The organism is Fuerstiella marisgermanici (assembly GCF_001983935.1).
Taxonomy (GTDB): domain Bacteria; phylum Planctomycetota; class Planctomycetia; order Planctomycetales; family Planctomycetaceae; genus Fuerstiella; species Fuerstiella marisgermanici.
Genome location: NZ_CP017641.1, coordinates 4,568,568 through 4,591,786 on the forward strand (window position 1 = coordinate 4,568,568; position 23,219 = coordinate 4,591,786).

Annotated in this window: 17 protein-coding genes; 8 read left to right on the forward strand and 9 right to left on the reverse strand. The window is 56.5% G+C overall.

Annotation, left to right across the window (positions count from 1 at the left end):
* Positions 1-12 precede the first annotated feature (12 nt).
* Together Fuma_RS17000 and Fuma_RS35965 are read left to right on the forward strand one after the other, a co-directional pair.
* Positions 13-1,296: a glycosyltransferase family 2 protein gene (locus Fuma_RS17000; protein WP_077025180.1), complete on the forward strand. Its 1,284-nt coding sequence runs from the start codon at positions 13-15 to the stop codon at positions 1,294-1,296.
* A 311-nt stretch (positions 1,297-1,607) separates the two neighbouring features.
* Complete coding sequence (locus Fuma_RS35965; RefSeq protein ID WP_077025181.1) at positions 1,608-3,743, forward strand: 3-keto-disaccharide hydrolase; 2,136 nt, start codon at positions 1,608-1,610, stop codon at positions 3,741-3,743.
* A 103-nt stretch (positions 3,744-3,846) separates the two neighbouring features.
* Here the strand turns inward: Fuma_RS35965 and cmk are convergent, their stop codons facing one another.
* The 6 genes from cmk to xseB form a co-directional block, all read right to left on the reverse strand.
* Positions 3,847-4,488, reverse strand: a complete 642-nt coding sequence (gene cmk, locus Fuma_RS17010; protein ID WP_077025182.1) for a (d)CMP kinase — start codon at positions 4,486-4,488, stop codon at positions 3,847-3,849.
* A gap of 151 nt (positions 4,489-4,639) precedes the next feature.
* The gene (locus Fuma_RS17015; protein WP_077028361.1) at positions 4,640-5,350 is read right to left on the reverse strand and encodes a DUF6655 family protein; all 711 of its coding nucleotides are present in this window, start codon (positions 5,348-5,350) and stop codon (positions 4,640-4,642) included.
* A 484-nt stretch (positions 5,351-5,834) separates the two neighbouring features.
* Positions 5,835-7,136 carry a beta-ketoacyl-[acyl-carrier-protein] synthase family protein gene (locus Fuma_RS17020; RefSeq protein ID WP_077025183.1) on the reverse strand — a complete coding sequence of 434 codons (1,302 nt, stop codon included), beginning with the start codon at positions 7,134-7,136 and terminating at the stop codon, positions 5,835-5,837.
* Positions 7,137-7,354: 218 nt separating this feature from the next.
* On the reverse strand, positions 7,355-8,860 hold the full coding sequence (gene hemG / locus Fuma_RS17025; RefSeq protein ID WP_229360678.1) for a protoporphyrinogen oxidase: 1,506 nt from the start codon (positions 8,858-8,860) through the stop codon (positions 7,355-7,357).
* Positions 8,814-9,854: a uroporphyrinogen decarboxylase gene (gene hemE / locus Fuma_RS17030; protein ID WP_077028363.1), complete on the reverse strand. Its 1,041-nt coding sequence runs from the start codon at positions 9,852-9,854 to the stop codon at positions 8,814-8,816. Before hemE ends, hemG begins: the two co-directional genes overlap by 47 nt.
* Before the next feature lie 47 nt (positions 9,855-9,901).
* Positions 9,902-10,246, reverse strand: coding sequence for an exodeoxyribonuclease VII small subunit (xseB, locus tag Fuma_RS17035; protein WP_145944225.1), 345 nt, complete (start codon positions 10,244-10,246; stop codon positions 9,902-9,904).
* 124 nt (positions 10,247-10,370) lie between these two features.
* Between xseB and Fuma_RS17040 the strand changes: the two genes are divergently transcribed.
* Complete coding sequence (locus Fuma_RS17040) at positions 10,371-11,372, forward strand: zinc-binding dehydrogenase (protein WP_077025185.1); 1,002 nt, start codon at positions 10,371-10,373, stop codon at positions 11,370-11,372.
* Between the two features lie 28 nt (positions 11,373-11,400).
* Here Fuma_RS17040 and typA read toward each other — a convergent pair whose 3' ends face one another.
* Complete coding sequence (gene typA, locus Fuma_RS17045; RefSeq protein WP_179954418.1) at positions 11,401-13,257, reverse strand: translational GTPase TypA; 1,857 nt, start codon at positions 13,255-13,257, stop codon at positions 11,401-11,403.
* 278 nt (positions 13,258-13,535) lie between these two features.
* On the opposite strand from typA, the gene gatC reads away from it, so the two are divergent.
* Genes gatC through Fuma_RS17060 form a run of 3 tightly spaced genes read left to right on the forward strand, consistent with a single transcriptional unit; the run spans position 13,536 to position 15,809 of the window.
* Complete coding sequence (gatC, locus tag Fuma_RS17050; protein ID WP_077025186.1) at positions 13,536-13,829, forward strand: Asp-tRNA(Asn)/Glu-tRNA(Gln) amidotransferase subunit GatC; 294 nt, start codon at positions 13,536-13,538, stop codon at positions 13,827-13,829.
* The gene (gatA, locus tag Fuma_RS17055; RefSeq protein WP_077025187.1) at positions 13,822-15,288 is read left to right on the forward strand and encodes an Asp-tRNA(Asn)/Glu-tRNA(Gln) amidotransferase subunit GatA; all 1,467 of its coding nucleotides are present in this window, start codon (positions 13,822-13,824) and stop codon (positions 15,286-15,288) included. The genes gatC and gatA overlap by 8 nt, the downstream gene beginning before the upstream one ends.
* Entirely contained in the window at positions 15,288-15,809 is a 522-nt protein-coding gene (locus tag Fuma_RS17060) for an HD domain-containing protein (RefSeq protein WP_077025188.1), read from the forward strand. Before gatA ends, Fuma_RS17060 begins: the two co-directional genes overlap by 1 nt.
* An 80-nt stretch (positions 15,810-15,889) precedes the next feature.
* Here Fuma_RS17060 and Fuma_RS17065 read toward each other — a convergent pair whose 3' ends face one another.
* Both Fuma_RS17065 and Fuma_RS17070 read right to left on the reverse strand, forming a co-directional pair.
* On the reverse strand, positions 15,890-19,279 hold the full coding sequence (locus tag Fuma_RS17065; RefSeq protein WP_077025189.1) for an ATP-binding protein: 3,390 nt from the start codon (positions 19,277-19,279) through the stop codon (positions 15,890-15,892).
* A gap of 254 nt (positions 19,280-19,533) precedes the next feature.
* Entirely contained in the window at positions 19,534-21,177 is a 1,644-nt protein-coding gene (locus tag Fuma_RS17070; RefSeq protein ID WP_145944226.1) for a metallophosphoesterase family protein, read from the reverse strand.
* Between the two features lie 199 nt (positions 21,178-21,376).
* Between Fuma_RS17070 and Fuma_RS17075 the strand changes: the two genes are divergently transcribed.
* Both Fuma_RS17075 and Fuma_RS17080 read left to right on the forward strand, forming a co-directional pair.
* Positions 21,377-21,778, forward strand: a complete 402-nt coding sequence (locus tag Fuma_RS17075; RefSeq protein WP_083732115.1) for a M78 family metallopeptidase domain-containing protein — start codon at positions 21,377-21,379, stop codon at positions 21,776-21,778.
* Between the two features lie 176 nt (positions 21,779-21,954).
* The gene (locus Fuma_RS17080) at positions 21,955-23,166 is read left to right on the forward strand and encodes a Re/Si-specific NAD(P)(+) transhydrogenase subunit alpha (RefSeq protein ID WP_077025192.1); all 1,212 of its coding nucleotides are present in this window, start codon (positions 21,955-21,957) and stop codon (positions 23,164-23,166) included.
* Positions 23,167-23,219 lie beyond the last annotated feature (53 nt).

Genomic DNA, 23,219 nt, shown 5'->3' on the forward strand with positions numbered 1-23,219 from the left:
AGGGACGAAATCATGGTCGTGGAATGGTACAACTGGGTCGCCAGCATGCGGATGGACGAACTCCTGTTCGTTCTAGGAGTCCTGCTGCTGGTTGATGCGCCGCGTTACGTGTATAGCGTGCTGTTCATGGCGTTCTGGGATGCCATCAAATCGGTATGGACGCGCGAGCTTCCCGGCCCTCATGCGAATGGCTACACCTACTGCCCTTCCGTCAGCGTGGTGATCGCCGGTCACAACGAAGCCGACACGATTGTCGAAACCATCCGTTCCGTGGTCGATAGTTACTGCGACGTGCAGGTGATTGTCGTGGATGACGGCTCAACCGATGGCATGGCCCAGGCGGCTCGCGAATTTGCAGTTGGCAAAAGCAACATCCGAGTCCTGGCGCGAAGGGACCGCGGTGGAAAATCTTCGGCCTTGAACATGGGCCTGAAGGAAGCCACCGGTGAGGTACTGGTGACGATCGATGCAGATACAAAATTGAATCCGAATTCAATCTACGAATTGGTGCAGCCGCTGAAGGATCCGCAAGTGGCTACAGTTAGTGCCACTGTGCAGGCGTGGAATCCGTTTGCCAGCCTTGCGGCATGGCTGCAAGCCTACGAATATCGTCAGACAATTTTCATTTCACGCATGGTCCGCGGACGCATGGGTGTTCTGGGAATCGTATCTGGTGCGTTCGGCGCGTTTCGCACCAGCGTCCTGAAGCAACTCGGTGGATGGGATGTCGGCCCTGGCGAAGATGGCGATCTGGTTCTGAGAATCCGGAAAGCGGGCTACAGAGTGGGTGTTGCGCCGTATGCAACCTGCTTCACCAATGTGCCCACCAGCTGGCGGCGTTTGTTCTGGCAGCGCTGCCGCTGGGATCGCACCGTCATTACGTTTGAATGTCGCAAGCACAACGACATGGGTATACCGTGGCGAGCGAACTTCCGCTGGTCTAACTTTCTGCTGATGGCCGAACGATGGTTCTTTAACGTTGTTTGTGTATATACCTTCTGGTTGTACGGGATCTGGGTTATCGCAGCGTATCCCGCCAGCGCCATGCGGTTATTGGCGTTGTTGTACCTTTGCGGGCTGTGCCTTGAGTTCCTTCAAATGCTGGCGTTGCTGTTTTACTCAGACCGCATTTGGAAGGATTTGGCGCTGTCCCTGGTGCTGCCTTTGTATCCGCTTTACCAGGTGTTTATGAAGGCTGTGAACCTGTTCGCGCTGACTCGAGAGATCTGCTTTCGAGATTCCGGCAACGACAACTTTGTGCCGCTAAAAGTCCGCAACGCGACCTGGCGCTGGTAGTTCGCGTCGCAACCAGGCGATGGTAACTCGTAACGCGACCGGGCGCTGGTAGCGCTCAACTCGCAAAACGGTGCCAGTCGTTTGGCGTTCAGCCTGCGCGAAAAGGTTATCGCTGTCCGGGACATTGATCCCGTCAGACCTGGCGATACAATCAGGCGGCCATGCAGACGGCGGCCGGCCGGATCGGCGTCTGTTTGGTATCCGTACCGCAACGAATGTTGGCATTGGCTCAGCACGTTGCCATCTTCACGCCCTCCGATCGTCGAGTCTGATTTTGTCAGGCCGCCCCCCTTTTCGAAAAGACCAATTCCATGGGTAACCTCAAGTCTGTGCTTCTATCCCTTCAACGAACTCGCGTAACGCGGTTTGCTGCTTTGCTGCTTGTCGCGGCTCTGGCGGCACCAAAATTGATGGCTCAGGGCGACGTACCGGAAGGCTTCACGCCGCTATTCAACGGCAAAGACCTGGCAGGCTGGAAAGGGCTTGTGGGCAACCCTAAAACGCGAGCGGCCATGTCGGCTGACGAATTGGCGGCCAAGCAGAAAGAGGCCGACGAAAGCATGAACGCTCATTGGTCCGTTCAGGACGGCGTGCTGGTGTTCGACGGCGAAGGACAAAGTTTGTGCACCGCCAAAAATTACGGTGACTTTGAACTGTTTGTGGATTGGAAGATTCTGGAAGGCGGCGACAGCGGTATCTATCTGCGCGGAACGCCTCAGCTTCAAATCTGGGACACCGAATTCGAAAAGTACTTTCGTCACGGCGCCGAAAACGGATCTGGTGCTTTCTGGAACAACAAAAAAAATCCACGGTTCCCGTTGGTCAAGGCAGATCGACCTGTTGGCGAATGGAACTCCTTCCACGTCAAAATGGTGGGTGAACGAGCGACCGCAAAGCTGAACGGAAAACTCGTAACGGACAACGTTGTTTTGGAAAATTACTGGGATCGCGAACTTCCCATCTACCCCAGCGAACAGATTGAACTTCAAAACCACGGCAACACACTGTATTTCCGCAACATCTACATTCGCGAAATCGGTGCAGAAGAAGCCAATGAAATTTTGGCCAAACGCGATGCCGATCAGTTCAAGCCCGTCTTCAATGGCAAAGACTTTTCCGGCTGGACAGGCGCGACAGAAAACTACGAAGTGGCAGACGGTGCGATTCGCTGCAAGCAGGGCAAAGGCGGAAATCTGCTTACGGAAAAACAGTACGACAACTTTATTGCTCGCCTGGAATTCCAAGTGCCTCCCGGTGGCAATAACGGGCTCGTCCTGCGTTATTCCGGAGAAGGCCAGCCTCACATCAACGGCATGGAATTGCAGGTGCTGGATTCTGAACATCCCAAGTACGCCAAGCTGGACCCGCGTCAATATCACGGATCTGTGTACGGCCTGATGGCCGCTCATCGTGGCTATTTGCGTCCGGCTGGGGAGTGGAATTTTCAGCAGGTCACACTGAATGGATCCAACATCAAAGTCGAACTAAACGGCTTCACGATTCTGGAAGGTGATCTTTCCACGATCACCGAATCGAAGGATGGCGAAGTACCTCCAGGCCCAAAACGCAAAGGCGGCTTTTTCGGATTCGCAGGCCACAACGATCCGGTCGCGTTTCGAAACATCGAAATTCGTGAACTGCCGGGCGAACCAGCCACGCCGCCTTCACGAAAAACTGCCATCAGCCCAACCGATGGCCCGATTAAGCTTTTCAATGGCAAAAACCTGGAAGGCTTTTACACCTGGATTCGTGACCAGCAGTACGCCGACCCGAACAAGGTCTTCACGGTGAAAGACGGCATGATTCACGTGAGCGGCAACGGCTATGGCGGCCTGATCACCAACGATTCGTACCGCGATTACCACATGATCATCGAATTCAAGTGGGGCGAAAAGACGTGGGGCAATCGTGAAGACAGAACTCGCGATTCCGGCATTCTACTACATTGCTGGGGCCCAGACGGTGGCTACGGCAAGACGTGGATGGCCAGCATCGAAGCTCAGATTATCGAAGGCGGTGTCGGCGACATCCTGGTGCTGTCAGGCGTCGATCCCGAAACCACCCAGGCCTACCCCGTATCACTTACCGCAGAAATCGGTAAGGACCGCGACGGCGAAAAAGTGTGGAAAAAGGGCGGCGAAAAGATGACTCTGTCCCGAGGACGTATCAACTGGTTTGGCCGCGACGAAGACTGGGCAGACACGATCGGTTTTCGAGGCAAGAACGACGTCGAAAGCCCGCTGGGACAGTGGACTCGTATGGAAGTCATCGCTGATGGCGGCCATCTTGTTTACAAGGTTAATGGCGTGGTTGTGAATGAAGCGTTCGAAGCGAAGCCGGACTTCGGAAAACTGCTGCTGCAAACGGAGCAGGCCGAAATGTATGTCCGCCGCTACGAATTGTGGCCCATCGGCAAAGCTCCTGATGATGAACTGAAGCAGGACTAGAGCTGATAAACACGTCGGCACAGTTCCCTCCCACAATTCGTTGTGGGAGGGGGCGACCGGGCGAAACCGTTCGACACAAAAAATCAACCGAGCGACGTCGAGCTCACGCTGACACAATTTTGGTCAGCAGGTCGACCACCTGAGCGATAGACAGATTCGACGTGTCGATTGTGCGAGCGTCTTTAGCTGCCTTCATCGGTGCATGTGCGCGGTTTTCATCCCGCGCGTCGCGTTGTCGCAACTGAGTGGTCACCGTTGCCAGTGTCAGGCTTGATCCAGACGCGACCATTTCGCGATGTCGCCGACGAGCTCGCGCATCAACGCTGGCCGTTAGAAAGAACTTGTATTTCGCGGTGGGAAATACGACGGTCCCCTGGTCCCGACCTTCTGTCACCAGGCTACCTTGCTCACCGATTTCTCGCTGAAGTTTCACCAGCCGCTCTCGCACCGCTGGATTGGCGGCCACCACGGAAGACACCGCCGTGACGTCCGGTGATCGGATCAATTCTGAAACATCAGTTTCGTGCAGAAACAAAGCCTGACCGCGGAACTCCAAATGAGTCTCCGCGGCAATTTTTGCGACGGCAGCTTCGTCCGATTCTGAAACCCCGGCCTGCAAAACGGCCCACGCGATGGCTCGATACATCGCTCCTGTGTCGAGAAAGCGGACGTTCAGTCGTTCGGCCAGCATTCTGGCGACCGTGCTCTTGCCCGACCCGGCTGGCCCGTCAATGGTAATGATCATAATGGCCAACGTCGCAAACGGTTGTGGCTTCTTCAGGACCCGCCATGCTAACCGTCCAGTGCCCCCGATTTGAAGATATCAACCGAGTTTTTCGGTGAACTTCAATGAAACGGAAACCACGTTGCGAAAGCAATTGCGTTCGTGATTACGGCTACTGCTCTTTGGAATCGCTGGCAAATTCGATCGCTGACGGATTGGCGACTGACTGAGACGGTCGGCTCGCGAACGCAACGGTACTCGGCAGTTGTCGGCGACTCTGCCCCGGCGATGACTGTTTGGCCTTGCTGATGTCGCCGCGTAAGCTACCACTCTGAAACGGCCCAATGCCCATCACAAACGAATTATTATCGTTGGATTGAGCCATCGCGACGCCGCCTTCACCCAAAATCTGTCTGGTCTTTGCATCGTAAAGCACCATGCCGATCTTGGAGTATCCGAATTGCGACTTGCGTTCTGCCAGGCGAATCTCCGGAATGGTCAGCATACCAGGCAAGGCGATTTCAGGCGTCCCCAGATACGCTTCCGTAGTATCGGTGCCAACTCCGCCGCTGCGGACTTCCATCACAATTTCAGCGTCATCCGCTTTGTCAACGATGTGCCCGCCAGCCCGCATTACTCGGTGACGCACCGACCCAACAATGTACGGTTTGTCGATGCTCTCAAGATACTTCTCCTCAACATACACCTTCTGGTCATAAAGTGGCGTAAAGTCCACTTTGTCCAACGATTGGTCGACAGCATTCGAAAGCAGCATCTGCTCCTTTGCCGTCCGCGCAGTATTTGAGGTCTTGGTCGAAGCACAGCCGGAAATGAAGATAGCGAGCACCGCTGTGGCGAAGAACGAAAGAGTACGAAATGTCATTGTCAATCCTTTGACGCTTTGAAGGCGTTTGCCCGCATTCGCCGGAAATCTAAACGCCGACGCAGTTTGCCTCAATAGGACATACACGCTGGAAAGACGCTTCACACCGCAAATCACGCAACACGCCACCCAACGCCGAATTCCATCCCCCACGATCGGCAATTCCTGCCGCGCCGGGGCGGGACGGCCCGCCAGCCGATTGGGGCTGACGCCCCGAATAGATGGCAGCGTTCCCATTCGTCACTGGCCGGGAAGATTCAATCCACGCCGGGGCGGGGCGGCCCGCCAGCCGATTGGAGCTAACGCTCCGAATAGAAGGCAGCGTTCCCGTTGGTCACTGACCAAAAGGATCCAACGCAAAACAGATCAACGTCTACCAAAACCGCCCAAAGCAAAAACCGATCCCCCGGCGACCAACGCCGGCGCTTCAGCCTCCACACCGTAACTCCATCCGCCACGCCAATCGCCCGCCGGTGCATACCGGCTAAGCGCCGATGACAACGGCGCTGCTTTGGCCCATACGTGTGACGCTGGTTTTGAGGAACAGCTTGTTGTCGGTGGCGAGGTGCTCATTGCCGACGACATTCAATGCACAACAATCGTCGGTTGATTGGAAGTTGAGTGTCTTCGGGATCACGTCGTGCTGCAGGCCCAGCAGCGAAATGGCGATTTCAGTCAAAGCAGATCCGCTTCCTGCACTGCCGATGTAGCTCTTCGGCGCCGTCACAGGCGTCTCAGCCGCCTTGTCACCCAGAAGCGTACGAATGGCTTTCGCTTCGAAGGCGTCGCGTGTGAGGTGCCCTGAGGCAGATACGTTGACATGTCCTAAATCAGCCGCACTGACTTCGGCATTTGCCATCGCCATTTTGGCGGCCAGTTGTACAGCCTGAGTTTCGTCGGCCTGGCCATCAGCGGAGTTCACGCAACTGGCTCCGGTTCCCAAAATCGTACCGTAGATTTTGGCACCGCGAGCTTCTGCGTGACTTCGCGATTCCAGAATCAGCGTACAGGCGGCTTCTGAAAGGACTTCGCCGTGACGATTGCTGTCCAGTGGTCGGCAACGCTGATCGGCCGGACCTTCGGCCAGCACGTCCCATTTTTTGTGCTGACACGCCTTCACGGGATGCAGCTTGGTGCCGGTTGTACCGGTAACCATAATGTCGGCTCGGCCACGCCGAATAATATTTGCTGCTTCGGCGATCACCAGTCCGCCTGACGCTTCGTCCTGCGTCAGTGAATTGTTTGGCCCGCGAGCATCGAGTGCGATTCCGATGTGGCAGCCAGGCATATTGGGCAAGTACTTCAGCAGCCACAACGGTTCCATTCCGCGGAACCGATCGCCGCCATTCAGGCCCCACTTCGAAAAATCGAAGTGCCTCGCTTCATCGATACTTTGGACCGCGCCATCGATCAGCACGGCAGGCGGGCTGGACATGAGATTCGCGCCGAAGTCGACGCCGATTCGATCGGACGAAACCGCATCCAGATCAACGCCGGCATGAGTGATGGCCTGCAGAGCGGACGCGACGCCGAGTTGGATTTCGCGGCACATCACTTTGATCTGCTTGCGAACGGCTTTCAGGTGTTGTTTCTTGGCCGACGAATCCGTGAAGTCAGTCACTTCTCCGCCAATGCAGTCCGGCGTGCCGACATAGCTAAGATGTTCAACTGGGCGAAAGCCACATTGGCCGTTCAAGAGACTGTCCCATGCGCTGTCGACGCCGATTCCAATCGGCGACATAAGCCCGATGCCCGTGATGACAATCTGCTCAGATGCTGATGACATAATGTTGTGACAAACTGAAGGAAAAGAACGACCGCGCAAATCAAGCCACTCGGTTGAAGGGCAGGCTGCGGCGCAAGTCGGGATTCTATCGAACCGACAGGTTGATTATCTCCGCATTATCCAGTTTTTCCAGACTGGGCGAAAATCGACCAACTTTCGCGCGGATCGGGCAATTCGGCGCCTCAACAACGACTCGCAAACCGCCTTAGGGACAGCGGTTACGTCGATTTCTGTGAGGCCAGCAGACATTCCGCCGCTCGGCGACCGCTGGCGATGCTGTCGGGAATGCCGACTCCATGGTACGCACTTCCTGCGAGTTCCAGCCCAGGCACGTCGCCGACCAACGTTTCCGTGCGGCCGACCAGATCCAGGTGACCGACGTGGTATTGGGGCATCGAATTGTTGTAGCGGATGATTTGCTGGAATGCCGGAGCCGACTTCAGCCCCAGAATACTGGTCAGTTCCTGCTGCACGATCGACATGATTTCGTCGTCGGTAAGCTGCAGCAATTCCGGCTGCATGGCGCCACCGACGAAGGTTCGCAGCAGAACCTGCCCCTCGGGAGCTCGCCCAGGAAATTTACGGCTGGTAAACGACACGGCCAGTATCTTGCGATTTTCGATCGCGGGAATCACCAAGCCAAAGGCGTCCAGCGGATGAGTGAAGTCGGCGATCCGATGCCCACTCACCACAATGGCGCTCGACGCATACTCGTATTCTCGCAACGTCGTTGCTAACTCGGTCGCGGAATCATCCAGCAGTGCGGCCGCTTTGTGGCACGGCAGCGTCATTGCAACGCCGTCGAAATCACAGCTCGCAGCACCGTCTGGTTGAAGACGCCAGCGATTATCGATTCGGTGCATTGATACGACGGCACGCTCCGTGTTGATGGTCACTCGGTTGCTGGCGAGTAGTTTCTGTTCGACCGCCGTCACCAGCGAACTCAGCCCATCAGCTGGGGTCGTGAACAGCCCGTACCGAGCTCCACTGCCGGACGCTGCAGCCTTCGCTCGTGAATTCTGATCATCCGATTTCGTTTTCTGTCCGGCAAGTGTCGCGCGGATGACACTGCCGTGCTGGCGTTCCATGTCCAGGAAACGTGGCAGTGTCGCTTTCAGGCTTAACTTTTCCGGATCGGCCGTGTAGATACCGCCAACCAGTGGCTGCACAAGTCGTTCGAGCGCTTCCGTACCGAAGCGGCGTCGCACGAAACTGGCCAGCGATTCGTCTTCGTCGGTTGTCTTCGCGGCCGTGATGGCTTCCTGCAGCAATCGCAGTTTGCCCTTCGCCGACAGGATCGGGGTCGTCATGATGGCGACGGGGTTTGCCGGCGCCATCAGCATGAAGCCGTCGGGAACAGGCAACGGGCGGCCTTTCCGCAGCACGAGCGATCGGCGATACGTTTCGTCGGTGGCGATCAACTGGTCGGAGAAACCGATCTCATCACAAAGCTGCACACCACCGGGCTTGTTGGTGATAAACGAATCCGGCCCGAGTTCAATTAGAAAACCGTCCTGCTGCACCGTCTGAATGATGCCGCCCAGCCGGTCGCTGCCTTCGAAGATCGTGACTTGAACGTCCGGATCAATCGAAATCAATCGATGAGCGCACGCCAGGCCCGTAATGCCCCCGCCGATCACCGCGACTCGCTGGCCATTCATGACAACGCTGCTTCCGTCATCGTGCCCCCAGTTCGTGCACGTATTCCACGACAGCTTTGACATGGTCAGGATTCATGTCCGGCATCACGCCGTGCCCCAGGTTGAAAATGTGGCCCGGCCGTCCGCCTGCCGCATCCAGCACATCTTTGACTCGTTGTTTCAAAATCGGCAGCTCGGCATAGATGGAAACCGGGTCCATGTTGCCCTGAATGGCGAATTCCGGGCCGAAGGTCTTCCATGCGTCGTCCAGCTGCACTCGCCAGTCAACGCCCATGACCGTTCCGCCCGCTTCTTTCTGCAACGGAAGCAAGGCAGGGTTGCCGGTCAGAAAATTGATCACCGGCGCGTCGTCGATGACGGATGCGATGAGTCGTTTTGTGTGAGGCAAAACGTATTCGCGGTAGTCCGCTGGCGAAAGGCAGCCCGCCCAGCTGTCGAACACCTGCACCGCCTGGCAACCTGCCGCAATTTGAGCCTTCAGATAAATCGACACCGAATCCACCAGCTTTGACATCAGAGCATTCCACGCTCCGGCATCGTTGTACATCAGCGTCTTCGTGTGGACATAATTTTTTGATCCGCCGCCTTCGATACAATACGACGCCAACGTAAACGGCGCGCCCGCGAAACCCAGTAGCGGGATGTTTGAAGGCAGTTCGCTGCGGATCAACTTCACTGCCTGGAAGACGTAATCCAGCATGTCGACTGAATCGAGTGCCGTCAGTCGATCGACGGCGCCAGGTTCCTGCAACGGGTTGTGAATGACGGGGCCTTCGCCCTTCACGTATTCGAGATCGATGCCCATCGGCTCAAGGATGGGCAGCAAGTCGGCGAACAGAATCGCAGCGTCGGCGTTTAGGATTCGCTGAGCTGACAGGGTTACTTCGCAGGCGAGTTCCGGCGTTTTGCACAGTTCGATAAACGTGGTCTTGCTGCGGACGGCCATGTATTCCGGCAGGTAGCGACCGGCCTGTCGCATAATCCACACTGGAGTCGTGTCGACGGGTTCGCGCCGCACGGCTTTCATAAAGCGACTGTTCTGCAGAGCGTCGTTCACGGTTGTGGAATTTTCTGGCAAAGGGTTTCTGTGAGAACTACGAACGCCTAAAACAACGACGCGGGATCAACGCCGTCTTCGTCCGGCGATGCGTCCAAAGGCGACTTGGTGCGCTGCGATTTTGACGCCGTGGCGGTACCGTCGAAGTCTTCAGAAACGATATTACCGTCGCCATCAATGCTCGTCAGGATTTCGATACGTGAAGACGCCTTTTCCAGTTGTTGGTGACAGGTTCTCAGCAACTTCATGCCGCGTTCAAATTGTTGCAGCGATTCGTCAAGCGGCTCCTGTCCGCTTTCCAGCGACTGCACAATTGATTGTAGCTCCTCCATCGCGTCTTCAATCGACGGCGATTTCTCAGCGGTCTTAGCGGTTGACTTCTTTTTTGCCATTCGTTCGTATTTCAGCTTTCTGATGATTCCAGCTCGCACGGCCGGAATCTATGCCACTTCGCCTCAGAATTAAAGTCCCGGACAACCGGTAGCCGCACGCGTGCGGCAAAGGTACTATGCAAATATGAAAGCACTCGTCCTTAACAAACTGAAAACGCCACTCGTTCTGGAAGACCGTGACGACCTTGTCCCGGCAGCAGACGAAGTCGTCGTGCAACTCAAAGCAGCGTCTCTGAACCGACGCGATTACTGGATCACTCAGGGAATGTATCCCGGTATCCAGTTGCCCGTGATCCTCGGTTCGGACGGAGCGGGCGTCGTGTCGCGCGCTGGTGCCGACGTCGATTCGTCACTGGTCGGCGCCAACGTGATTATCAATCCCGGCTGGCACTGGGGTGACAACGACGCCGCTCAAAGCAACGACTTCACCATTCTCGGCATGCCGACGGACGGGACCTTCGCCACGGAAGTACGAGTCCCAGCCGAGTACGTGTACTCCGCGCCGTCTCATCTGGACTGGACACAGGCCGCCGCTTTGCCGCTGGCCGGATTGACGGCTTATCGGGCGGTCTTCCAACAGGGCCGATTGAAGTCCGGCGAAACGGTTCTCATCACCGGTATCGGCGGCGGAGTCGCCACATTCGCCTTGCAGTATGCGGCAGCCGCGAATGCGAAAGTGATCGTCACGTCGTCGTCGGAAGAAAAGATTGCGCGAGCAATCGAACACGGCGCGACTGCGGGCTTCAACTACAAGGCAGACGACTGGAGTGACCGTCTTGCCTCAGAACACGGTGCGGTTGACCTGATCATCGACAGCGCCGGTGGCGACGGATACGCCGATCTGATCAAACTGGCGGCACCCGGTGGTCGAATCGTCAACTACGGAGCAACCACAGGGCCACCAAAGTCGCTAGACCTGTTCTCCGTCTTCTGGAAGCAACTACACCTGATCGGATCGACGATGGGTTCACCCGACGACTTCGCCGCCATGCTGCAGTTTGTCAGCAAGTTTGGCATCGCACCGATCGTTGACGACGCGCTCCCACTGGCAGATGGAAACGCAGCGATTGAACGCATGCAGAACTCGACTCAGTTTGGAAAAGTTGTGCTCGCGATCGAAGCGTGACGGCCTTGGCCGCCACGTCGGCATCCGCCTACTTTCGAGCGAATCGCTTGCGTTCATTCTCCGTCAGGAACGTCTTGCGGAGTCGAATGACCTGAGGCGTGACTTCCACGTACTCATCCCACTCGATGTATTCCAAGGCCGCTTCCAGCGTCATTTCTCGCGGCGGACGAAGCACAATCGCGTCGTCAGCACCGGATGATCGCACGTTGGTCAGCTTCTTTTCGCGGACGGGATTAACCGTCATGTCGTTGTCGCGACTATTTTCACCGATGATCATGCCTTCGTAAACGTCTTCGCCCGGCTTGGTGAAAATTTCCGCTCGTTCCTGCAACTTCCACAACGCGTAAGCAACCGCTTTGCCACCGACCTGAGAAATCAGGACCCCGTTGGCTCGCGCTGGAACGTCGCCTTCGACCGGACGGTATTCTTCGAATCGATGGTGCATGATCGCTTCGCCGCGAGTTGCGTTCAGTAATCGCGTTCGCAACCCGATGAGTCCTCGCGCTGGAATGCTGAATTCCAGATGAGTCATCCCGGTGCCAGTGGCCGTCATTTCTTTGGCCTGACCTCGACGATAACCGACCAATTCCATCACGGGACCGACGTCGGCTGTGGGAACGTCAACGACCAGCAGTTCGTACGGTTCGCACTTCTTGCCATCGATTTCCTTGACGATGACTTCCGGCTTGCCGACGGACAGCTCAAAGCTTTCGCGTCGCATGGTTTCGATCAGCACGGCCAGATGCAGGATGCCGCGACCAGAAACCTTGAATGAATCTTTTTCGTCTGTTTCTTCGATTCGTAGTGCCACATTGGACTGCAGCTCTCGCATCAGTCGTTCACGAAGGTTGCGGCTGGTCACGAACTTGCCGTGCTGACCAGCCAGCGGTGAACTGTTGATTGTGAACTTCATCGACAAAGTCGGCTCGTCCACTTCGACTCGTTCCAACGCCACTGGCTGTTCCACATCGGCAACTGTGTCACCGATGGCCGGTTCCGGCAGTCCGATCAATGCAACGATGTCGCCGGCGGATGCGCCTTCAGCGTCGGTACGGCCAAGGTTGTCGAACAGTTGCACCTGATCGACTTTTGTCTTCACGACGGAACCGTCTTTTTTCATCAACGCAATCTGCTGACCAGTGCGTACCTTGCCGGCAGCAATTCGGCCAGTGGCGATGCGGCCGACGTACTTCGACCATTCCAGCGATGTGACCATCAGCTGCAACGGATCGTCCGGACGTACGGGCGGGCCAGGAATTTTTTCCAGTACCATGTCCATCAGCGGGCGGATGTCGCCAGACTTTTGTGACGGATCGTGAACGGCGTAGCCTTCTTTCGCACTGGTGAAGATGTACGGGAAGTCCAGCGTTTCGTCGTCGGCCCCGAGTTCCACCAGCAGGTCAAACGTTTTTGAAAGCACTTCGTCAGGACGGCAGTCTGGTCGGTCGATCTTGTTGATCACAACCATCAGCTTAAGGCCGTTCTCCAGCGCCTTCTGCAGAACGAACCGAGTTTGCGGGCGAGGCCCTTCGAAAGCGTCGACCAGCAGCAAAGCACCGTCGGCCATTTTCAGGACTCGTTCAACTTCACCGCCGAAGTCTGCGTGGCCTGGCGTGTCGATAATGTTGACTCGCACGCCTTCGTACATCATCGCGATGTTCTTGGCCAGAATCGTGATACCGCGTTCGCGTTCGATATCATTGCTGTCCAGCATGAATTCCTGCATCTTCTGATTATCGCGGAACATGCCGCTGTGTTTAATCAGACAGTCGACGAGGGACGTCTTGCCGTGGTCAACGTGCGCGATAATCGCGATGTTGCGGATGTCAGTGCGGCGAGTCACCTGGTCACTGGAAGTTTCAATCATGGGAGCGACGATGGACATGTGTGGGTCCGAAATTTGGGCCGGAAATTGAGATGCGGACGGTGATCTCAGCAATGTGGTCCCGGCAGCGAAGCGGGGGATACTAGCGGGAAGTTGGCCAATCACCGATGGACAATTCCCAATTTCACCGGAATTTCCCGGTCTGCCGGGTGAATTCCGTGCCTCGGGAGGCTCCCGGCTTGATATCCAGGGCCTTCCTGAGAAACTTCGCCCGAATTCAGCCCTGCAGCCGTCCAATCCACCAGCCACCCATTATTTCACACAGACCACGAAAACCCATGGAAATCGAAGAAGTCCGCAAAGTCGCCTCGCTGGCAAGACTGGCACTTAGCGAAGACGAACTCAAAACATACGGCCAACAGCTCACGCAGATTCTGGACTACGTCAAACTGCTGGACGAGGTCGATGTGGACGACGTTCAGCCGATGCCACACGCCGTCGACCTGCAAAACGTCTTCCGGACGGACGAACGCCGAGAATCGTTGCCACGCGAGGCTGCACTGGCGAACGCTCCGAAAACCGACGGCGACTACTTCCAGGTGCCTCAGATTCTGGAGCAGAAAGATGCGTGACCTCCACAAACAATCCACCGCTGCCCTGCTTTCGGCACTAAACAACGGGGAACTCACCAGCCGAACCCTGACGGAAGCCTGCCTGGCGCGGATTGACGAACTGAATCCGCAGACTAACGCCTTCGTCAGTGTCGACGCCGAAGCCGCTTTGGCCAAAGCCGACGCCGTCGACGCCAAACGCTCCTCCGGTGGCGACGTCGGCCTGCTGAGCGGCTTGCCCATCGGCATCAAGGACAACATGTGCCAAACCGGTACGCCGACAACCTGCGGCAGCAAAATGTTGGCCAACTACAAACCACCGTATGACGCTCACGTGGTCGAACGACTGAATGCGGCCGACGGTGTGATCGTCGGCAAGCTGAACATGGATGAGTTCGCAATGGGCTCATCGACCGAAACGTCCGTGGCCGGAGTCACTCGCAACCCCTGGAACGCCGAACATTCACCCGGCGGTTCGTCCGGCGGATCGGCCGCGGCGGTCGCGGCGGGAATGGTGCCGCTGGCGCTGGGATCAGACACCGGCGGCTCGATCCGTCAGCCCGCATCGTTTTGCGGCGTGGTGGGGATGAAGCCAACTTATGGTCGAGTGTCTCGGTTCGGACTTGTCGCCTTCGCCAGTTCGCTGGATCAAATCGGTCCGTTTGCACGCGATGTAAAAGGAGCCTCATTGCTGCTTCAAGCCATTGCCGGGCACGATAAGCGAGACACCACGTCGGTAGACGCTGACGTGCCGGACTATGTGGATTGCATCGACCGGCCGCTGGAAGGCCTGCGAGTTGGCATCGTCGACGAACACTACGGCGCGGGGTTGGACGACGAAGTTCAAGCCGCCGTGCGAAAATCGATCAATGCATTGGAAGCGGCAGGAGCAACCGTCAAGCAGGTCGAGTTGCCTCACGCAAAATATAGCGTGGCCACGTATTACCTGATCGCTCCCAGCGAAGCGTCCAGCAACCTGGCTCGCTACGACGGCATTCACTACGGCTATCGTTCGCCAAACTTCGATCCTAAAGACGACGGGCTGGTCGATTTGTACTGCCGCAGCCGAGGCGAAGGGTTCGGCCCGGAAGTCAAACGCCGAATCATGCTGGGCACGTATGCTTTGTCGGCTGGCTACTACGACGCTTACTATCTGCGAGCCCTAAAAGTGCGCCGCCGCATCCGTGAAGACTACGACAAAGCGTTCAAGGAAGTTGATGTGATCGCTGGTCCCGTTTGTCCGTCGACCGCGTTTCGACTGGGCGAAAAGATGGACGATCCGCTGGCCATGTACCTCAGCGACGTCTACACAATCAGCGCGAATCTGGCGGGCATTCCGGGGATTTCAGTTCCGTGCGGACTTAGCGATTCGGGACTGCCAATCGGACTTCAACTTCAGGGCCCCGCTTTTGAAGAAGCGAAACTGCTGCAGGTGGCAAAGATGGCAGAAGCAGCCAACGGCGTGCTAACTCGGGAATAATGGAAATCGACTTCGACAGACTGATTCGCCGCATCCTGCAAGACCAGACTACAGACTGGCATGGCATTCACGGGCTGACTCACTGGGGCCGCGTGTATGCCAACGGCATGAAAGTGGCCGAACAGTCGGGAGCCAACGTCAAAGTTGTCGAACTGTTCGCCTTCTTTCATGATTCACAGCGATGGAACGACGGATTCGACCTCGGGCACGGTCAACGCGGGGCGGAATACGCAGCGACACTGCGCGGTGAATACTTCGATGTCACCGACGAAGAATTTGAACTGCTGTACATCGCCTGCCGCGATCATACCAACGGTTGCACAGAAGCGGACGTCACCATTCAAACTTGCTGGGACGCCGACCGACTGGATCTCGGCCGCGTTTACATCACTCCAATCGCAAAAAAAATGTGTACGACCGCCGCAAAGGACCCAGCCACGATTGCATGGGCGACAAAGCGAGCGGAGCGTGAAATTGTGCCAAGCATCGTGTCCGAAATCTGGCACGAACAACGCGGGTAAGCGCCAGCCGTCACAGCGCAGCGATGGAAACCCCGGCCACACCTGATGGAACGGTGATCCCACTTTCGTGGGGAGGTAATTTAGTTCGCGTTCTGGCGAAGGTTGGCGGGCGAGGATACGCCTTCACCTTCCGGCTGCGACATAGAACCCGAATCGCCGTCGGTAGACTCTTCGTCGAACAGTTCATCCGCATCGGGCAGGAACAGCCCACGCGGTTTCGCTTCTGACGTCCCCGCGCTGGCGGCGTCGATGCGAGCCTGTTTATCGCCACCCAAAAACGCGACAGCTTCGTCTTCCGGTTTGTGAAGGTCGTAAGCCACTTTGTGGCCAGGCAGCCACAGCGGTTCGACCTGTTTCTTCTGAAACAACTCAGCTAAATGCTGATGACAGGTGAAGAACAGAATCTGTTGTCCTTCGCTCGCGACTTCAATTAAACACTCGGCCGCCGCTTCGGTGCGTTCTTCGTCGAAGTTCACAAACAGGTCGTCCATGATCACTGGTAGTTCGATGCCACGCGATGCGAACTCACGGACAAGAGCGAAACGCAAAGCAAGGAACAACTGTTCGCGAGTACCACCGCTTAACTGCTCGACTCGGAACGTGCGGTCGTATTCATCGTCGACGCAAAGGAAGTCTTCGCCCAGAGGAGCCCAGATCTTGTGGTAACGGCCAGACGAAATACGATGCAGATATGACGACGCTGTGGTAAGCGTGCTGGAGATGTTCTCCTTCTCGAAACGATGCCGCATCTGCTGCAACGCATCTTCTTCGATCTGCAGAGCGAACCATTCCTCGGCCGCTCGGTAGATGTCTGACGCGACGTGAGCTTTCTGGAAGTAGCGTGCCTGTGATTCACGACTGGATTCCAGCAGCTTGATTTCCTGCTTCAGACTGCCAAGTTCTTCGTGGTGCTTGTTCAGCTTTTCTTCAACTTCAAGCTGCTCCATCTCCAGCAACTGGATACGTTCTTTGCCGTTGATGGGATCAAAACGCGCGATATCTTCTTCTGAAACCGCCAATTCCGGTTCTGAGTACGCCACTTCGTTCAACTCTTCGGTGGCGGCGGCCAGCAGGCCTTCAATGGCGACTCGCTTCTTCTGCCATTCCTGTTGCTGCACCAGTTCGTCGCGTGACATCACGCCTGCTCGTGCAAGCACCGCGCTGCGTCGGAGTTCGGCGCCTTCGACCTGATTTTGTTCGCTGATCGATTCGCGACGCAGTTTTTCGGATTCCTGCATTAGCCGTTCGCGTTCAGTACGATCGCGATCGTGAGTTTTCAATTGTTGCTGCCAGCCGGTGAGGACTTCCAGCGGGCGAACATAGTTGAGCTTCGATTCCGGAGCGACCTGCTGACCAAGCTGTTCGACGCGGGCACTCATCCCGCCGAACATCCGCTTCAATCCTTCCGCTTCCGGCGCGGCGTTACGCCATTGCGTGTGTAATTCGCGGACTTCCTGAATTTGCTGCCACCAGTCGAAGGCTTCCTTAACCTTCACGGTTTCTTCCATACCCAGCGAATTCAGTAACTGGCACCATTCCTGCCGGCGTTCGTTAACCGCCTGCTGCGACGATCGAAACCGGTCTCGCAGCGTCTTCAGTCGAGTACGTCGAAGGCGAGCTCGATCCTGCCGGCGCGACAGGTTTTCCAATTCGGTGATGTGCCGCGAACATTCGCCGATGCAATTCACCAGATCAGCTGTGCTGGTGCCGGGTGCATCCGCTTTCATCAAGAACTGGCCAGCAATTCCTTCGGACTGAATCCGCTGAATACGTTCGTGAACCTGGCGCAGACTCTTTTCTGCTTCGCGAGCTTCCGCGTTCAGGTCGTCCAGTTGAATGCCGGTTTTGCGGTCGAAGTAATTGTTCAGACCATTTCGAATGCCCCACCACATAATGCCCGCCAAGCCAAACGCAGCGGCGGCCAGCGAACCGCCGACGACCCGACCGGTATCCACTACGTTGCCAGCAATCAGAAGCAAGCCGAAGAAAAACAGCGTAATACCGGCGGATGCAATCGTGAATACCGCTCGATCGACCCACGGCGGAATCGAATCGTCCGTATCAACCCGACTCATCACATTACGAACCGTCTTGATCTTCAACGCCATCTGTTCGCGTTGAAGGCGTAGACGACCGAGGTTTTCCAATTCGCGCAGGCGGTGCTGTTCTCGCGTGATGGCGTCTTCGATCGAATCGATGCCCAGCACTTGCATGTCCGTTTCGAGATCCACCAGTTCCTGCTGGCTTTTCTTCGACATCGACCGGTTCCAGCGACGCAGTTTTCCGCGTCGCTGCAGAGCGTCCTGATACCTTCTGGCTGAAACCAGCAGGCTGTTGTGCGCGGCGGGGGAAGTATCGATGGCTTTCAGGCGTTCGACATTCCAGCTCGGCCCCATGTCATTCAGTGCCAGGTCCAGATCGCGCTTCAGATGGCTGCTGCGATCGTCGGCCGTGCGAATTTGTTCGTCCAGATCGCGCAGCCATTCTGACTGATCAACCAGACTTTGAATCGCGTAGCGGTCCTTTTCGAAACGCTCGTCGATCTGAAGCCGTTCGGCCTGATTCAGGAATTGAGTCGACTGTTCGGACAGCTTGTCGCGAGTTGACGAATGCTGCTGAATGTCTCGTTCGCATGCATCCAGCTGTTCCAGCGCCTGATCCGGGTTGTGGTTGATCAGGGGGATTTTGGTGAGTTCGTTTTTGTGATCGCCGATCTTCTTCCACGGCTTATAGCAACTCTTGATGAATCGCAGGCCGCGCAGTTCGTTGGCGATTTGCGATTCGCGAGTTTGCAGTTCGCTGATCGATTTATTCAGCTCGCTACGACGGCGGACGAGTCGCGCATGCTGCTCGCGAGATTCACCTTTGCCACGTTTTGTAACGCTTAAGTCAGCATAGCGGTCGAACAGATCGGGCAGTTGGCCGTGTCTTCCGTTTTCGGAAAACATGGCGGTGCGGCGATTGCGAATGTCAGACAGCGAATCCAGTAACTGGCGTCCCTGCGGCCCCAGAGAAAGCCCATAGATGTATTCCGCCACCTGTTCGCTGCCAAGCGTCGACAACTGCTGCAGTTCACGCACGCCGACGGCGAACACGTCAGAAAAGATGTGCTCTTCAGTGTCCGACAACAGCAGACTCATCTGCTGTGCTTTGTTCAGATCTTCCGGTCCGCCGGAAATACGCACGCTGCCGCGATCTTTGTCCGCCGCTTTTCGACCGACTCGCCAGGTTCGGCCAGCCGCTTCACAGCGCAAGGCTCCCTTCCACGGAATATCGTCTTCCGGGCGATGCCACGCCGGTTCTTCAGACAGCGGTTCGAAGCCATACAGCACAGACTGCACAAAGCGCATCAGCGTGGTCTTGCCGGCTTCGTTCGGTCCGTAGATGACGTTCAACCCGGTCGGATTGAGTCGCAATAACAGGCTGCGCCAAATGCGAAACCTGTCGATATCAATTTCGGTAATCTTCATCCGGTCCACCCTCGGTGGTGTTTGACAGACCGCGTCATTGCAGTCCTGAATTCTTCGACTCTTGCCGAAGAAATATGTTCATCAACGTCCCTGCTGTGGTTGCTACCTCCACCGATCACAAAGTCAGGAAAGAATGCTGCGCAGGTCCACATTCTGTTAGCACTTCCCAGCAGGTTGAGCGGTCGGCCCTCCCCCAAACCTGCTTCGGTCGCTCACCCCTTCCACAGGAAATCGCAGCAGGGATGGCTGTTTACCTAGCTCACTTCTTCCTCGTCAGCCTCGTCGTCAACTTCATCATCTGCAACTTCTTCATCCAACTCACCGACCTCTTCGTCGGCGTCTTCCAGCAGTTCTTCCTCTTCGTCGTCGAAGTCGTCGTCATCTTCTTCTGCGTCGCCCGTCAGGCCGAACTCTTCGATCGCTTCGTCCTGCAGAATGTCTTCGTCGAAGTCGTCCAGGTCCGGTAGCAGCGAATGAATATCAGGAACGAACCAGTGAGCTCCATCAACTCGCATTCGCGAGAGAATTCGTTCGCGGTCAACACCGGCGACCAACGCTTCGAACCGCAGGCGCCAACCTTCGGACAGATCGCTTTCCTTGCGCACGTAGTTCATTAACTTGCGGCGAGACACAATCGCGTCTTCGGTGATTAGGTCCGCATATTCCTGAGCCTGTGATTGCTTGTCGGGGACTTCCCACGGATCTGGCAGCGTGCGGACTTCGTGAACGAGCCGAATCTTTTGGTTGCCGGCATCCAGTTCTTCCAGCTCAACAGCGACGGCCAGTTCAAGGTCTTCTTCGATAAAGTCGTGCAGCACCGGCAGCGGACCTCGCATGGTCCAGCACACAGACCAGATCCGGTCAGACTTGTTGCGTGGCTCCTTCATCAGCAGAGCCTTCATTCTCTGCAGCGAACTATTAAGCGTCGCATCGGCTTCGACGAACAGGTCGATGTTTTTCCAGCTCACCGCACTGGTGTTGATTTGTTCGATCAGCACTTGGCCCTCGTTGTCCACTTCGATCAGCGAACACGTGCCACAGTCGGATTCTAATTGGCTTCTTGGCTGAGTCGTGCCGGGGCAGTGAACTTTGCCACTGTTCAGCGACAACGTTAACCGATCCAAATCACCGGTGTAAGCGACGTAACTAAGTCGACCTTCGACCATCAGCTGGTCGATGTAGTCTCGAAAACCGGCTTCATACTCGGCGGTTGTTTGAGCTTCCGTAGCCACGTCTGCCAAACGGGTCTGTCGTTCGACTTCAACCACTTCGTCAGATTGCTCGGATTCGTCTGCGTCGTCAGAAACCGACACGTTTAAGAAGTCTTCGTCTGACGAAGCACTCAGCGACGCCATCCGCCGCGATTCATCGTATTTGGCTCGGCTAACAACGCCGACGCGAAACGGTTCGATACCGCTTTCTGACCGCCCGATGACGCGAATGCCGAAAGCATCCGTTTCGCCGTACCACATAGACGCAGAAACCGTCGTAATCACATGGTCGCCGCGCGTCAGCATTTCGGGTTCCGGGTTGGAACTGAAGCAGACCGTCACATTTGTTGGCATCTCCGGGATCGACCGCCACGCTCCCGGCGGATCGGCGTCGCCCGGCAGCACAAACACCGGAATGTTCTTCTTGTCGAGCCGGCGGAATCCGTCCAGCAGCTTCAGGCGAGCTCGCAGACTGCGGTCAGATTCCAGAAACACGTTGCCGGACAACAGTAGAAAGTCGACATCGTGAGCGATACAACTATCGACAACGCTGTCAAAAGATGTGAGCGTTGCGTCTTCCAGAGCATGACGGAGTTCGTCCGTGAGCTGTTCTGAAAAGTGAACGCTAACCGGCACATCCAGCCTGATGTTGGCTGCGTGAATAAATCGTTGCGGTTGAAATGCCATCGCCCAGAATCCCTTCCGCGAAAATCCGTCCGTCCACACCGGCGTGAAGCCTTGCCGCACCGGCATTTCGTGCCGGAGGAAAGCAGCGGACACCAGCCAGCTTCGGGAAATCTAATAAAAACGGGGGTCTGGGGAAAGCCCGGCCTCTCGGCTTTGGCCGTTTTTGCCGGTGCCTTCGCAAATCGCTACAATTCCCGCCATGACAACTTCCACCAGCGACGAATTCGCCACGTACCTGCATCCCTTCCGACAATTGCCGAACTTGCAGAAGCGAGTTTTGTTTGTCTTGAAAGCCTTGCCGCCCGACGTGCAGCAGGACTTTCTGGGCGATCATCGGTTTCGAGTCGAACTGGATAACTATGAACCGGGCAAAGGCTGGACTCTGTTCATGCCCACGCCTGGCCCGGACGGTGGCGGAAGTCGGTGCGTGGTCCTGAAACCTAAGCTCGACGCTGCATCAGAAGCGTTCGCGCAATACGTGATCGCCCATGAGTTCGCTCACGCATTCCTGAGGAACGGCGGTTGGGGCGAAATCACTGACGTCGAAGAAGCGGCTGATGCGCTGGCAGCAACGTGGGGTTTCTGCCGCCCGGTTGCCTGAGAAGTGCGAATTCGCTGTTCAAAATCAGTATACCAACCTATGAAACCCTGTTTTTTCGACCGGTTAACCGCATGACCAGGTATTTACCACCTGAGATCTCGCAACTTGTTTTGCCAGCGGAAGTGACGTATACGTCCGTCATTGCTTAATCGACTTGCAATTCTGGAAGCTCCGAAATGTCTGACACATCGTCTCCACTTGTCATTGCCGTTAGCAAAGAAGCCGATCCGGCGGAAAAGCGAGTCGCCCTGGTACCAAACATGGTGCCCACGCTGATCAAAGCTGGCCAGCAAGTCCGCGTAGAAAGCGGTGCAGGGCAGGCAGCCGGGTTTCTGGATCAGCAATATATCGACAAGGGCGCGGAAATCGTCACCGACCGAGCAGAGCTGCTAAAACAGGCGGATGTCGTGCTGCAGGTCCAGGCTTTGGGAGCGTGCGGCGACCACGGCGAGGCAGACATTGAACTGCTGCAGGACGGTCAAGTGCTGATCGCGAGCTGCGACCCACTGTCTTTTCCAGACCAGGTGAAGACGGCTGCCGAACGAGGTGTGACGGCATTTTCACTGGAATTGGTGCCGCGAATCACTCGTGCTCAAAGCATGGACATTCTCTCGTCGATGGCAACGGTGGCCGGTTACCGAGCCGTTTTACTGGCTGCAACGGCATCCAAGCGAATGTTCCCCATGATGATGACGGCAGCCGGCACGCTAAAACCCGCTCGCGTGTTGATTATCGGTGCGGGAGTAGCAGGCCTTCAGGCGATCGCCACAGCGAAACGGCTGGGAGCCGTAGTATACGGCTACGACATTCGCCCGGCCGTTCGTGAACAGGTTGAGAGTCTGGGCGGCAAGTTTGTGGAGCTGGACCTGGAAACCGGCCAGTCAGAATCTTCCGGCGGCTACGCCAAGGAAATGGACGAAGACTTCTATCGTCGCCAGCGTGAAGCCATGAAAAAGGTGATTGCTGATTGTGACGTCGTGATTACGACCGCCGCGATTCCGGGCCGAAAAGCCCCCGTCCTGGTCACGACCGAGATGGTGGAAGCCATGGCTCCGGGGTCAGTCATTGTCGATATCGCCGCAGAACGCGGCGGCAACTGCGAAGTCACAAAAGCGGGAGAAACGATCACTCATCACGACGTGACCGTCCTCGGGCCGTGCAATTTGGCGTCCGACATTCCCGTGCATTCCAGCGAAATGTTCAGCAAGAACGTGGTCACGTTTCTTCAGCTGCTGGTCCGCGATGGACAACTGAACATCGACCTGGACGACGAAATCCTGCGTGACACGCTGCTGACGCGAGGCCGCGACGTCGTGAACAACCGAGTTCGCGAGCTTCTGAGTATGGAACCGTTGCCGATGGAGACACCCGCCGAAGCGACCGCCTGACCGCGTTTCGCCGCGTGGCCGAGCACCACTGAAGCACTTTGCAACGCTGTCCA

Bases quoted from the DNA above. Each gene is read 5' to 3' on its own strand.
- Fuma_RS17080 (WP_077025192.1), top strand. From the start codon at position 21,955: ATGTCTGACACATCGTCTCCACTTGTCATTGCCGTTAGCAAAGAAGCC.
- Fuma_RS17075 (WP_083732115.1), top strand. From the start codon at position 21,377: ATGACAACTTCCACCAGCGACGAATTCGCCACGTACCTGCATCCCTTC.
- Fuma_RS17070 (WP_145944226.1), bottom strand. From the start codon at position 21,177: ATGGCATTTCAACCGCAACGATTTATTCACGCAGCCAACATCAGGCTG.
- Fuma_RS17060 (WP_077025188.1), top strand. From the start codon at position 15,288: ATGGAAATCGACTTCGACAGACTGATTCGCCGCATCCTGCAAGACCAG.
- cmk (WP_077025182.1), bottom strand. From the start codon at position 4,488: ATGATCATTACCATTGACGGGCCAGCCGGGTCGGGCAAGAGCACGGTC.
- typA (WP_179954418.1), bottom strand. From the start codon at position 13,257: ATGTCCATCGTCGCTCCCATGATTGAAACTTCCAGTGACCAGGTGACT.
- xseB (WP_145944225.1), bottom strand. From the start codon at position 10,246: ATGGCAAAAAAGAAGTCAACCGCTAAGACCGCTGAGAAATCGCCGTCG.
- Fuma_RS17015 (WP_077028361.1), bottom strand. From the start codon at position 5,350: ATGACATTTCGTACTCTTTCGTTCTTCGCCACAGCGGTGCTCGCTATC.
- Fuma_RS17000 (WP_077025180.1), top strand. From the start codon at position 13: ATGGTCGTGGAATGGTACAACTGGGTCGCCAGCATGCGGATGGACGAA.
- gatA (WP_077025187.1), top strand. From the start codon at position 13,822: ATGCGTGACCTCCACAAACAATCCACCGCTGCCCTGCTTTCGGCACTA.
- Fuma_RS17065 (WP_077025189.1), bottom strand. From the start codon at position 19,279: ATGAAGATTACCGAAATTGATATCGACAGGTTTCGCATTTGGCGCAGC.
- hemG (WP_229360678.1), bottom strand. From the start codon at position 8,860: ATGTCAAAGCTGTCGTGGAATACGTGCACGAACTGGGGGCACGATGAC.
- Fuma_RS35965 (WP_077025181.1), top strand. From the start codon at position 1,608: ATGGGTAACCTCAAGTCTGTGCTTCTATCCCTTCAACGAACTCGCGTA.
- Fuma_RS17020 (WP_077025183.1), bottom strand. From the start codon at position 7,136: ATGTCATCAGCATCTGAGCAGATTGTCATCACGGGCATCGGGCTTATG.
- gatC (WP_077025186.1), top strand. From the start codon at position 13,536: ATGGAAATCGAAGAAGTCCGCAAAGTCGCCTCGCTGGCAAGACTGGCA.
- Fuma_RS17040 (WP_077025185.1), top strand. From the start codon at position 10,371: ATGAAAGCACTCGTCCTTAACAAACTGAAAACGCCACTCGTTCTGGAA.